14 protein-coding genes are annotated in these 12,376 nt (G+C 52.5%); 5 read left to right on the top strand and 9 right to left on the bottom strand.

Annotated features, from left to right (window positions below; all coding sequences use genetic code 11):
- Positions 1-21: 21 nt before the first annotated feature.
- Complete coding sequence (locus IEV46_RS04305) at positions 22-1,374, bottom strand: YjiH family protein (protein WP_188430250.1); 1,353 nt, start codon at positions 1,372-1,374, stop codon at positions 22-24.
- A 331-nt stretch (positions 1,375-1,705) separates the two neighbouring features.
- On the bottom strand, positions 1,706-1,831 hold the full coding sequence (locus IEV46_RS18315) for a hypothetical protein (RefSeq protein WP_268235871.1): 126 nt from the start codon (positions 1,829-1,831) through the stop codon (positions 1,706-1,708).
- Positions 1,832-1,951: 120 nt separating this feature from the next.
- Here IEV46_RS18315 and IEV46_RS04300 point away from each other — a divergent pair, with 120 nt between their 5' ends.
- The 3 genes from IEV46_RS04300 (at position 1,952) to IEV46_RS04290 (ending at position 5,004) form a co-directional block, all read left to right on the top strand.
- Positions 1,952-2,113, top strand: coding sequence for a hypothetical protein (locus IEV46_RS04300; RefSeq protein WP_188430248.1), 162 nt, complete (start codon positions 1,952-1,954; stop codon positions 2,111-2,113).
- A gap of 189 nt (positions 2,114-2,302) precedes the next feature.
- On the top strand, positions 2,303-3,808 hold the full coding sequence (locus IEV46_RS04295) for a coproporphyrinogen III oxidase (protein WP_188430359.1): 1,506 nt from the start codon (positions 2,303-2,305) through the stop codon (positions 3,806-3,808).
- 254 nt (positions 3,809-4,062) lie between these two features.
- Positions 4,063-5,004, top strand: a complete 942-nt coding sequence (locus tag IEV46_RS04290) for a hypothetical protein (protein ID WP_188430246.1) — start codon at positions 4,063-4,065, stop codon at positions 5,002-5,004.
- Positions 5,005-5,483: 479 nt separating this feature from the next.
- Here IEV46_RS04290 and IEV46_RS04285 read toward each other — a convergent pair whose 3' ends face one another.
- The 5 genes from IEV46_RS04285 to IEV46_RS04270 form a co-directional block, all read right to left on the bottom strand.
- Entirely contained in the window at positions 5,484-5,801 is a 318-nt protein-coding gene (locus IEV46_RS04285) for a hypothetical protein (RefSeq protein WP_188430244.1), read from the bottom strand.
- A gap of 114 nt (positions 5,802-5,915) precedes the next feature.
- The gene (locus tag IEV46_RS18575) at positions 5,916-6,047 is read right to left on the bottom strand and encodes a cation diffusion facilitator family transporter (protein ID WP_229735907.1); all 132 of its coding nucleotides are present in this window, start codon (positions 6,045-6,047) and stop codon (positions 5,916-5,918) included.
- A complete protein-coding gene (locus tag IEV46_RS04280; RefSeq protein ID WP_188430242.1) occupies positions 6,032-6,394 on the bottom strand; it encodes a class I SAM-dependent methyltransferase in 363 nt (120 codons plus the stop codon). Before IEV46_RS04280 ends, IEV46_RS18575 begins: the two co-directional genes overlap by 16 nt.
- Positions 6,395-6,437: 43 nt before the next feature.
- A complete protein-coding gene (locus IEV46_RS04275; protein WP_188430240.1) occupies positions 6,438-6,632 on the bottom strand; it encodes a hypothetical protein in 195 nt (64 codons plus the stop codon).
- A gap of 152 nt (positions 6,633-6,784) precedes the next feature.
- Complete coding sequence (locus IEV46_RS04270) at positions 6,785-7,666, bottom strand: glycerophosphodiester phosphodiesterase (RefSeq protein ID WP_229735894.1); 882 nt, start codon at positions 7,664-7,666, stop codon at positions 6,785-6,787.
- Positions 7,667-8,160: 494 nt separating this feature from the next.
- Between IEV46_RS04270 and IEV46_RS04265 the strand changes: the two genes are divergently transcribed.
- Positions 8,161-8,907 carry a YheC/YheD family protein gene (locus IEV46_RS04265; protein WP_188430238.1) on the top strand — a complete coding sequence of 249 codons (747 nt, stop codon included), beginning with the start codon at positions 8,161-8,163 and terminating at the stop codon, positions 8,905-8,907.
- A gap of 50 nt (positions 8,908-8,957) precedes the next feature.
- A complete protein-coding gene (locus IEV46_RS04260) occupies positions 8,958-10,235 on the top strand; it encodes a threonine synthase (protein WP_188430236.1) in 1,278 nt (425 codons plus the stop codon).
- Positions 10,236-10,324: 89 nt separating this feature from the next.
- On the opposite strand, the gene IEV46_RS04255 is transcribed toward IEV46_RS04260, so the two are convergent.
- Entirely contained in the window at positions 10,325-11,857 is a 1,533-nt protein-coding gene (locus tag IEV46_RS04255; protein WP_188430234.1) for a solute symporter family protein, read from the bottom strand.
- 2 nt (positions 11,858-11,859) lie between these two features.
- Complete coding sequence (locus IEV46_RS04250) at positions 11,860-12,168, bottom strand: DUF485 domain-containing protein (RefSeq protein WP_188430232.1); 309 nt, start codon at positions 12,166-12,168, stop codon at positions 11,860-11,862.
- Between the last annotated feature and the right edge of the window lie 208 nt (positions 12,169-12,376).

Raw genomic sequence — 12,376 nt, 5'->3', positions numbered from 1 at the left:
CAGAGGCGGGTTTTTCGTCGCTCAAAAGATGAGATGCGCCATCAAGACGATCACCGGGAGGGTGATCAAGGTGCGCAGCAGAAAGATGACAACCAAATCCTTGAAGTTGACCGGAACTTTGGAACCGAGCAAAAGTCCGCCGACTTCCGACATATAGATGAGCTGGGTTACAGAGACACAAGCGATGATGAAGCGGGTCATTTCATTTTCAATCCCACTGCCGATTACAGAAGGAAGGAACATATCGGCAAAACCGATCACCATGGTTTGAGCTGCAGCCCCGGCCTCCGGAACTTGGAGCAGAGTCAACAGAGGAACGAAGGGTTTTCCCAGCCATGCGAAGACGGGTGTGTATTCCGCGATGATCAGAGCGATCGTTCCCAGGGACATGACGATGGGGATTACTCCGATCCACATGTCGAGGACATTTTGAGTGCCTCCCTTGAGGACGTCACTGAACTGTTGCTTCCGAGCCCGTACAGCGGCCTGTTGAAAACCCCAGCGGAGGGGAGAGTGGCCGGCGGGGATCGATTCATCCAATCGGTTGGTGGATCCGTTATAGTAGGTATCCGGTTTGCGGGACAGGGGAGGGATGCGGGGCATCACAATCGCCGCCACCAGCCCGGCGAGAACGATGGTCAGGTAGTAGGGAACGAACAAGTTTTCCAGCTTCATCTGGGCCAAGACCACAATAGAGAAGGTGATGGAGACCACAGAGAAGGTGGTTCCAATCACTGCCGCCTCCCTCTGGGTGTAAAATCCATCTTCGTACTGTTTATTGGTGAGCAATACTCCGATCGTGCCGTCCCCCAACCATGAGGCGAAGCAATCGATGGAAGAGCGGCCCGGCAGTTTGAACACAGGGCGCATCAACGGGGTGAGCAGAGCACCGAACAGCTCCAACAGACCGAAATCCATCAACAAGGGCAGAAAGAAGCCGGCAAACAGGAATACGGAAAACAGTACCGGCAACAAGTCAAACAGGAGCGTACCGCCTGTAGTCTCCGACCAGATCCCTTCGGGTCCCACCTGGTACAGTGTGACGACAGCAAAGACGAGGCCCAGAATCCGCGCGATCAGCCACAGGGGCTTCACATCCAGCAGACCCTTCAGAAAGGAGTGATCCAAAACCCAGGCAGGTTTGGCCCATTTGGTGATCAGGGAGCCGATGACTGCGACGAGAAGGATTCCTGTCACGATGTGAGGCAGCATATCGGCCAACAGGTTTTGTACCAGATCGGCCAACCATGCCACCGGAATCGTGACTCCTTCCTCGGTGGGAATCGGGATCATAAACAGGAAAATTCCGATCAGTGAGGGAATGAGAAACTTCAGATAGTCAGATGATAAAAGAAAGATTTTACGGGAGTTCATTCGCTTGCCACCTTATCCAAAAATTGAGGGCGGGATCCGATCACCCAGAGGATGAAAGCGGATTCACCCGTTTCATATTTTAGAGTGAACTGTAGATTGATTCAATTGATTTTCCATAGAATAATAAGGGAATTTCTCACAAATGAATAGATAATCCTCGCGACGAATAAATAAAACATATAACTTATTAAAAAATACCACACTCATTCAGGAATATGAACTGTCAATCTGTGGATGAATCTAAAAACCGCAACCTTTTATGCTCTCGGTTTATCACAGGTTGAGTTGCCTGGCCAAATCGCCGGTGCCGCAACACAGATCCAGAATCCGGTCACCAGGCTTCACTGGGCCAGCACCTCCAATTCCAATACCGGCCAGATCCATCTGAGAAATCGTTCCAATGACGGGCGTAGACATTGGCAAAGGGATCATAATCAGCATCGTGGTCTCGATCCATCTGAAATCACCTCACCTTGGTTTTTCTCCATTTCACATAAATAAAATATTCTGGTTCCCGCTTTCCGTCTCCTTCTGTGGGACACAATACAAAAAGAATAATTCGCGGGAGGAAGATTTGATGCGTAGAACTGAAAAGGAACAGCGGGTAATGATGCAGTCGGCGGGGTACGGATTCACTGATCTGTGGGACCGGCGGGACGGGGATGCCCCTTTCGGCAGAGCAGGGGGGGAGGATTTTCTGAGAAGAAAAGGAATACAAAAGGAATCTGTTGACCCCTGACAGGCCCTTCTTCCCGATCGTTTTGGGGAGGTTTTTTTAACGGCCCGGAAGCTTGGTCGGAGGCGTTGTGAAAAACCGGACCTGAACCATTATTTCCATTGAAATCGGAAGGGGAGTCGGTTAGACTGGGGAAAGAAAATCAGGTGGATCAAAGGGAGGTACGTGCGGCACCGCCTGCACGGTTTTTTTATGAAAAAGCTCCATGTCTCGGGGGTGTCCCCGGAATTTTACCGTGATATTGAGCTGATCGTCGGTTTGTTCTCTCCCAAGGCAAAAGTGGTGGGGGAATGGGAGGTGGCGGATACACTCATCCACTTCGAGATCGGGCGGGGAGAACGGATCCGGGCGGTCGTGACGCTGACCGACCCCAACCGGGATCAGGCTTGGCATGGCACTCATGAACGTCCCGCTGTCGATTCTGCATCGGAGAAAGAAGGACGCAAGCGGATTAAACATGTGGCCAACTACGCCCTGTTGCAGGTGTTGGAAGAGGCGACGGGAATCCGTCAACCCTGGGGGATTTTGACCGGTGTCCGCCCCACCAAATTGCTCCATCGCATGCGGTTGGACGGATTCACCCCGGATGCGGCGGCCGCTCTCCTGGAACGGGATTACCGGTTGATGCCCTTTAAAATTGAACTTTTGCAAGAGATCGTGGACAGGCAGACCCAGGTGTTGCCCGATCTGTATGAGTTGGATCGGGAGGTGAGTCTGTATGTCGGAATCCCTTTCTGTCCCACGAAATGTGCTTATTGCACCTTCCCGGCCTATGCGATCCGAGGGCGCAACGGTTCTGTGGAGGAGTTTTTGGCCGGCCTCCATGAGGAAATGGAGGCCGTCGGTGCTTGGTTGAAAAGCCGGGGATTGCCGGTGACCACGATCTATCTCGGCGGGGGAACGCCCACATCGATCACCGTCCGTCAGATGGATGACCTGTTTGTGAAGATGAAAACAGCCATCCCCGGTTATGAAGGAGTCCGAGAGCTGACCGTGGAGGCGGGGCGCCCCGACACCCTGGATGGGGAGAAGCTGGATCTCCTTCGCCGGTGGAAGGTGGACCGGATCAGCATCAACCCCCAGAGTTTTGAGGAAAACACCCTGAAACTGATCGGCCGCCACCACACCGTTCAAGAAACCCTGGAGAAATATGAACTGGCCCGGTCCATGGGGTTGCACAATATCAACATGGATCTGATCATCGGGTTGCCCGGGGAAGGGCCGGACACTTTCCGCCAATCTCTCCGGATGATGGAGGAACTGAAACCGGAGTCTCTCACCGTCCACACCCTTTCCTTCAAACGAGGCTCCCATATGACCCGCAATCCGGAAAAATACAAGACTGCCGACCGGGACGAAATCACAGAGATGGTCAACGACGCCCGGGCCTGGACCCACAGGATGGGTTATGTTCCTTACTACTTGTACCGTCAAAAAAATATCCTGGGAAATCAGGAGAATGTGGGTTATGCTTTTCCCGGTGAAGAGAGCTTGTACAACATTATCATCATGGAGGAACGGCAGACCATCATCGGCCTGGGTTGTGGTGCGGTCAGCAAAATCATTCCCCCGGGAACGGATCGGATCCATCGCTTCCCCAACCCGAAAGAGCCCCAAGCTTATATCGATATTTGCCGGGAACACATCCGTGAAAAGTTGGAAGCCTTGGATCGTGCTTATGATGTAGATGCGTTGTAAAAGACTCCGTCACAGGGAGGTTTTTTCACATGGAGCGTCTTTGGCTCGTCAGAACTTTTGCGCGGATTGTGAAACCCTATCCTGACCGTGAGTAGTAAGCAGGGGGAAGTCATTGAAAATCATGGAGGATGTGAAACAGGCAACCGATCATTCGGTTGCTTTTTTAAGTGAAATCCCCCTTCTTTTCCCGTGTTTTATTGTACAATAGAGTTGTTTTATACATTGAAGAACTGGATCAGGGAGGAAGAGTTTCGTTGGCTTCTTTTTTTTCATTGATACGTAAACATGGGTTGAAACTGGGTTTGGCCACTTTTCTCGGTTATGTGGCTTCATATGCCGCATTTTATGTGGGGGCTTTGATCCTGTTCCTGTTCCCCATGATGTTGATCGGCCCCATGATGTTGATCGGCGGGGTGGCTTCTGTTGAGGACTCCCTCACTCCCGAGGCGATGGTCGGATTCGGGGTGATCGGGGTGATTCTGATCATCCTGCTGTACCTGGTGATCTTGGCCCTTTCCTGTCTGGTGCAAGCCTTTATCAATGGCGGTATCTTCGGCATGGGCAAGGAGATCCTTCTCGAAAACAGATCGGATATCGGAACTTTCTTCACCCAAGGCTTCCGTTACATGTGGCGCCTCACGGGCCAATACCTGCTGATCTGCCTGTGTTGGATGCCACTTTATCTTCTCTTGGTGGTTCCCATGGTGATCGCGGCTGAGCTGATCGGGGATTGGAGTCTGCTGATCCTGCTTCCTTTTTTACTGGTGTTTCTCTTTTTGACGATGGTGCTGTTTTCACATGCACCTGCCATTTTGGTCCGCGGCGATCTTCGGGTGCTGGAATCGATGAAACGGATCTTTCGCCTGTTTTTTTCCTCTTCCTTGGGCTCGATCTGTCTGTCCACCCTGTTGGCCGGTGTTGCCGCTCTGCTGGTCAATATGGTTTTTCTGATCGTCGCCGGCTTGATCATCGGCTTCTGTATCCTGTTGCAATTTTTGGTTCATGAGGGATTTGTCGTGTTGACGATCGTGGCGGGGATTCCCTTGGGTTTGGCTTACGCTGTGATCGTGCTTCCTCTTTCCATCGCTGTTGCATACTTGCTCATTCTGTATCGATATGAGCGGATTCGCCCCAAAGGTCTGCCGGAGCTTGAATCTGGGGGTTTTTCACAGTCGGAGGATGTCATAGGTCGGTGATGAGAAGGGGCGGGATAGTGGGGGACTTCGTTCGCCTTTTCATTCTATGCGCTTTATCGGAGCCGTCCCACCATCGTCCTGATTGACATTGTATATACAGAAGAAATGCAAACAGAGAAGAGGACGCTTCGTTTCTGCCTACTACAACTTCAAAAAGCCACCAATTGGTCGAGTATTTAAGGTAATCTTGGAGAAAACAAAGAAGCAATTTCACAGACCTCTGCCAGAAGCGCCAAACTCGGCCGATCGGCCGGGTTTGTTTGATATTGGGTGCCTGGATCGGGATTGCAGGCTTTACTGAGATTGCCAAAAATGAAACGGGTCATTGTGCCACTTGTAAATATAGCGAGGATGGTGGGATGCTTCCGATTTCTTGCAGAGAGCATCGTGAGACCTGGGAACGGAGCGACCCTGGCAAGACATGTGCAGCGAACCGAAGCTCTAGCATCCCACCCCTTCTCTCCTGAAATATGGATCATTTACATGTCCTTGTTATCCTTATTACATCCAACCACAGGGTTCAGCGATCCCGGTCCGGTGACACCTGCTGTGGTCAGTCGGTAGCTGATATGCCGAGTCAATCGGTGCAGCTCCTCATCATTCAGCTCGTGGAGGATGGAGCGTCCCCGCCGCCGCAGAATGTCCTGCTCCATATCCTTCAAATTGCGGTGGATCAAGCGGGTCTCCCACAGATACTGTTCCACTGAAAGGGAGAAGCCCGTCGCCCTCAGGGCCCGACGGACCTTGAGGGCGGGATGGTGCCGCTCGATTTCCTTTTCTTTTAATCCGGGAAACATCTCAAAGATGAATCCCCGCAGGTGGTCGGGAGAGGCGGGGAGAAGGCAGTCTGCTGGGATACGGTCCTGGACGAGCCGGGTTGCAGGATCCGATCCGACTCGAAGCGTTGTGATCTAAATCATTCCTGGGCGGTCGGGATTGGGTTTCACCTTCCGCTTCCGTTGTTCTAGCGATCCAAAGACGCTCCATGTGAAACCCAACCCTCCCTGGGGCAGCTTTTTAAAAACACTTACCGTCCGAAGCAGGGTGAGAGATCCCGCAGGTGATGGGTCACCGCTCGGATCAGGAGAAAGTGGAAGCTCCCGTCGGAAAGTCCCGACTGTTCCGCACTCCCCTGAACCCAGCGGGTCCGTGGAAAAGATTGGCTTTGCTCCCGGGCGGCTTCCAACATCACTGGAGAAGAATCCACCCCTGTCACCTGGGCCCCCACCTCCGCCAGCGCCCGGGAGTAGATTCCCCCTCCACATCCGATGTCAGCCACATTCACCCCCCGGGGATCCAGTATCGCCCGCACCCATTGTTTCCACTCCGGTGAAGCGGTGCGGGTAGCGTAAGAGTTTTTGTTCTTTGGATGGAAAAAATCGATGGGCATGGTTTTTACCTCCCCCCCTGTGAAGCCCCTTTTCAGAGGCTTTTTATTTTTGGCAGATCCACATGCCTTTGCGGAGGATTAGGGTCGGATCGTCAGCGGTTGGATCAAATCCAAGGTTTTGTTGCACAGACTCCGGTGCAGTCTGCAACAGTTTCCATGCCTGTTCCCGGGAAGAAGTCGGTGTCCGGGCCCGGTCCATCCATTCCCGCCACTGTGCCGGAGTCTCCCAGCCTAGCATCCATTTGATCGCTCCTTTCGTTTTATCTAATGAAACCAATTTTCATTTTTCAAAATTATTATAGCACATTTTTCTGAAAATGAAATGGTTGGGAAAAGTGATGAGTGCAAAAAAAATGGAGCACGGATTCCGTGCCCGACAGGTAAACAGATTTATTGATGATGATGGGGGTATCCCAGTTCCGGAAAGTCCGTGATAAACCCATCGACACCGGCTGCAAACAGCAGATCTGCCGCCGTCCGATCACGGACTGTATAGGGGAGGATCTTCATCCCGTGCCGGTGCACCCGTTGGACCAGATCGGCATCCACCAAATCTTTGTTTGGATTGACATAATCGGCGTAAGCGGCGAAGGAGCGCAGGTGTTCATCAGTCACCCCGGTCTCCTTGTAATCGCCGTAGCTGGCAAGAACGCCAATTGGGACTGTGGGCAACAATTGGTGAAAACGTTGGACCGATTCCAGATCAAAGGATTGGACAATCACTTTGTCCTTCCGTTTGTCCAGGTTTCGCTTTGTCAGTGCCTCCACTACCTGCTGTTCGATGCCGGGATAGAGAGAAGGGTTTTTCAGCTCTATCAAAATCTTGATTCCTTTTCCGCGGTATCGGTCCAGCACTTCTTCCAGTGTGGGGATTTTTTCCCCAGCAAAGGCAGAACTGAACCAGCTGCCGGCATCCAGTTGTTTCAATTGGGCCAGGGTCAGGTCTTTTACGGATCCGGACCCGTCGGTAGTCCGGTCCACCGTGGTATCATGTATGATCACCAGATGGCCGTCCTTGCTCCGCTGTACATCCACCTCAAAGTAATCTGCCTTCATCTTTACGGCCAGATCATAAGCGGCGATGGTGTTTTCCGGTGCATGCCCGGAGGCACCCCGATGGGCTACATTGATAAATTTGGAGGGTGTGTGCCTCTGGGGATTCTGGGGATCGGCGGCTGCTTGACCGGGATGCAAACTCAACGTCAGAACGACTGCCAGCAACAGGACTCCCAGTTGGACCGAAAAAGATCCTCTGCCCTTCCTCACCTTCAACTGCACTCTCCCCTTCCCACCTTTTTAATTGAATTATGGGACATTTTTGTATATACAATTTTAACCTATTGGTAAAATTTCGTTAAGGAATTGAAGAGGACTCCTCTCAAATTAGGCGTGTCGTCCAAGAATCTCTGCGACAACACGCCTCTGCCTTTCCAACCTATTGCTCCTTCAGGCAACTTTGGTCTGTTATTCAACTGGGTGGGGCCGCTCCGGGCTCTTGAAAGGAGCGCATCGTGTGACCGGAGTGGAAGCGACCTCGACGAGATTTTTACCCCCCTGAGTGAAAAGTCAAAACAAAGTCCACCCTTCCTCTCCCTTGTGATTTTCTACACGGGATCACTATTTTCTGGGGGAATTCGACGGCCTTGCCTCGCGAGATATGGATCAGGGAAGAAGTCCATTTCTCTTTTGGGTTATAAATCCAGCACTTTCAAAGGGAAGTGCAGCGTATAGTAATCTATCCATTCATTGTGGATGGGGTGGGATGATTGGCATATCGAAGCAAATGGTTACAGAGTCGGTTGTTGAGGGGAAATCCCGTCACAGCGCGTTGCATTCCCGAGACGGCCCCTTACAACAAGGATCATCTGAGAGATTTTCTGAGACGTTATTCCAGCGTCTACATCAAGCCGGATGGAGGAATGCGAGGAATCGGGATTTTTCGGGTGGATCGGATCCAAAGTGGTTATATGATCAGGGGAAGATCCCGAACATTGAAGCGAGTAAGGTCTCTCGAGGGGGTATACAGGGCTTTGAAGCACTTCGTACAACCCCGGAAACATATCCTGCAACAGGGGATCCAAAGTGAGACTGCTGACGGCCATCCCTTTGATTTTCGTGTTCATGTCCAACGTTTGGGAAAGCAATGGGTAGTCGGGGGGATCTTTGCCAAGATCGGGAAGCGAAAGAAGATTGTGACCAATGTGTGCAGTGGCAGTCGCCCGGTTTCCATTAAGTCTCTTCTGAGACGACATCTGAAGTTGCATTCCGGAAAAGCGGATCAGATTAAAAGAGAATTGAAACGGATCTCCATCGCTGCGGCAACGGAGATGGATCAGGCATACCCGGGCTGGCGGGAATACGGTGTTGACATCGGAATGGACAAAATGGGCCGACTGTGGATATTTGAAGTGAATCTCTCCCCCGGAATTCACTCTTTCGCCAATCTTCCCGATCGAAGGGACTACCGGAGGATTCTGAAAAATAGACAGAGACAACGCAAATGGGCCATTTGACCCAAAATATGACCGGCGGTGGGGAGAGGCTGGGAGGAGGAGTGGAATCAGTGAAGAAACGTTGGATGGTCTGCACCGGGTGTTCCCGTAGGGTTCCCTTCCGCTATGACGGGGGAATCTGTGACTGTGGAGGTGCTTTACTGGTCCGCTACGATCTGGAGGAAGTGAAGCACAATCTGAGCCGGGAGAGGTTGAAAGAACGAGCGGCCACCATGTGGCGCTACCATGAATTGCTCCCGTTGAAACATGAGGATTCCATCGTCTCCTTGGGAGAGGGGTGGACACCCCTGGTTCGGCTGGAACGCTGGGAGCAGAAGTTGAATTTGGGCGGGATCTGGGTGAAGCGGGAAGAACAGAATCCGACAGGCAGTTTTAAAGCCCGGGGCTTCTCCGCGGCGATCTCCCTTCAGCAGGAGCAGGGGACTGCCCGGGTGGCGGTGAACTCCAACGGGAATGCCGCCTCCGCCTTGGCTGCCTATGCCGCCCGGGCAGGGATGGAAGGATTCGTCTTCATTCCCCGGGACTGTCCGGGAGTGATGGTGGAGGAGGCGATGCAATACGGAGCCCGAACTTGCTTGGTTGATGGATTGATCCATGATGCCGGTCGGATCATTCAGGACGGGGCTGAGGAGATGGGGTGGGTCTCAACAGGAACAGCCAAGGAGCCCGGCAGGGTGGAGGGAAAAAAGACGATGGGGCTCGAACTGGCTGAACAATTGGGGTGGCAATTGCCTGACGCGGTGATTTATCCCACAGGTGGTGGCTCCGGACTGATCGGGATTTGGAAAGCTTTATGTGAACTGAAAGAACTGGGATGGGTCCATGGAGAGCTTCCGCGTTTGATCAGCGTGCAGGAAAGGGGATGCACCCCGATTGTGGATGCGATGGAAGCGGGTGCTGAGGAGGTAACTCCCAGTGAGGATGTCACCTGTGCCAATCCCACTGGTATTCGTGTTCCCCAACCGCCGGCAGGCAAGCTGATTCTGTCCATTCTCCGGAAAACCGGTGGAACAGCAGTGGCGGTTACAGCTGAAGAGATCAGCGCCGCCGGCAACACGCTGCGTGGGGAAGGGATCTCCGTTTCACCGGAAGGGGCGGCGGTCTGGGCCGGCCTCCTCCGTCTCCTGGACCGGGGACATGTACACAAAGGAGAACGCGTTGTTCTGTTCAACACTGCCCATGCTCTCAAGTATCTGCCATGGCAATCCCCGACTCCCCCTCCGGTCATCACCTCCTTCGATCACTATCGGAGACTCCTGAAAAACGCGGTTGCGACGCAACAGCCGATGGGAGAGTTCCGGACCAAAGAATCATCCTTTGAAGGGTGACAAGGGTTGTGATCATCACAAAGAATGATCCCCTCCAAAAATGGCGAGGGGATTTCTTTAAATCAATGTACTCTGCCCACAGATATATCTTATGTCTCGGTTCCCAGCCCGGTGTTGGCCTTGACGGAAAGTTCGTCATACTTGTCATCCAGGGGATCCGGCTTGCTCAACAACGTAAAGAGAACAGATGTGACAAAGCCGAGGGGGACACTGATGATCCCGGGGTTTGCCAAGGGAAAAATGGCATTCTCCTGCATGACGCTGGGACCCAGCATCACAAGGGTGACAGCGCTGATCAAACCGACCAGCATTCCTGCCACCGCTCCGGTGGTGTTGAATCGTCTCCAATAAATGGAGAAGATGATTACCGGCAAGTTGGCACTGGCAGCCACGGCGAAGGCGAGAGCCACCAGATACGCCACATTTTGCCCTTTCGCCAGCACCCCGATCAGGATGGAAGCAGCACCCACCACCAATGCGGTATTGCGGGCGACACGAAATTGCTTTTTCTCGTCAGCTTGGCCCCGTTTGATGACGTTGGTGTAAATATCATGGGCAAAGGCGCCGGATGCGGTGATCACCAATCCGGCCACGACGGCCACGATGGTTGCGAAGGAGACGGCGGCGATGGTGGCCATGAAAAACTCACCGCCCACGGTTCCGGCTCCGCCGCCCAAGTATTGGGCCAGCAACGGAGCAGCCATGTTACCGCCGGAGTCTGCGGCTCGAATCACTTCAGGACCGACATGAACGGCAGCACCAAAACCGACGAAGGTGATCATGACATAAAAGGCGCCGATCAACACCATCGCCCAGATCACAGATTTTCTTGCCTCTTGGGCCGACGGCACGGTATAGAAGCGAATCAGGATATGAGGCAGACCGGCTGTCCCGAGTACGAGAGCGATTCCGAGAGAGACCAGGTCAATCGGGTTGTTGTACAACAATCCCGGCTGCAGAAATTTCACACCATTGGTTTCAGCCACAGCACCAAAGAGTTGCGACGGGTTGAAATCGTAGAGAAAAGCCAAAAAGAGAATCACCGTGATGGTGGCGAACATCAAGAGCACCGCTTTGATGATTTGTACCCAACTGGTGGCCAACATTCCGCCAAAGAGTACATAGATAATCATCAGGACCCCGATGATCAGAACGGACACTTCATAGGGAATGCCTACCAAAAGTTGTATGATCACCCCGGCTCCCACCATCTGGGCCACCATATAAAAAAGGGAGATCACGATGGTGACAATCGCCGCTGTCGTACGTACCGGAATGGGCTTCAACCGATATGCCAGCACATCAGCCATGGTGTATTTTCCCGAGTTGCGCAAGGGTTCAGCCACGATATAAAGCACCACGATATAACCCATCAACCACCCGACGGCATACATGAATCCATCGTAGCCATTGAGAGCGACCAATCCCGCAATCCCCAAAAAGGAGGCCGCACTCAAGTAATCCCCCGCAATGGCCAGTCCGTTTTGCCAACCGGTCAAAGAGCGTCCGGCTGCATAAAAATCCGTGGTGCTCTTGTTTCGTTTGGAGGCCCGGTAGGTGAGATACATCGTCAGACCGACGATTGCCACAAACAGAAAAATGCCAAACAGATGTACATCCATGATCAGGCCCCCTTCTTCCGGGTGTATGGGTCGATGATGGCCCGGGCCCGTTCATCGAATTTCCGGGCTTTCCTGACATACAGATAGGCCAGAGCCCAGGCAACCAAATAGAAGAAAACCCCGTACAGATAGCCGAATGTGATGTGACCTGTGACAAAAGAACTCATCAAGGGACGGGCATAACCGGCCATCAGTGGTAACGTCAGATAATAGAGAAGAAACAGGATCACAATCGGCCAAATAAAAACCAACTTTGCCCGCTTAAGCTTCTTGAATTCCTTTGAACGGGCGATCGCTGTATACTTTTCCATCCACCCACCTCCAGGTTTTCTTGCATACCCTTTTGGTTGTAAGCGCTTCCAGCAAACAGTATAGATGATTCTGGTGCACTCTTCTGAAAAATGGGCGTTAACCGCATAATTATGTGTCCGAAATGTCGAAAAACGGGGGTGAATAACTTAAACAGGAGCAGGTGGAGTCAAGGTGTTTGTCAGAGTTAAAAACAGAAGGACAGTATTC

Origin of the sequence: Kroppenstedtia guangzhouensis (genome assembly GCF_014637345.1) — a bacterium.
GTDB classification, from domain to species: domain Bacteria; phylum Bacillota; class Bacilli; order Thermoactinomycetales; family DSM-45169; genus Kroppenstedtia; species Kroppenstedtia guangzhouensis.
This window is presented reverse-complemented; position numbering and strand designations above follow the sequence as displayed.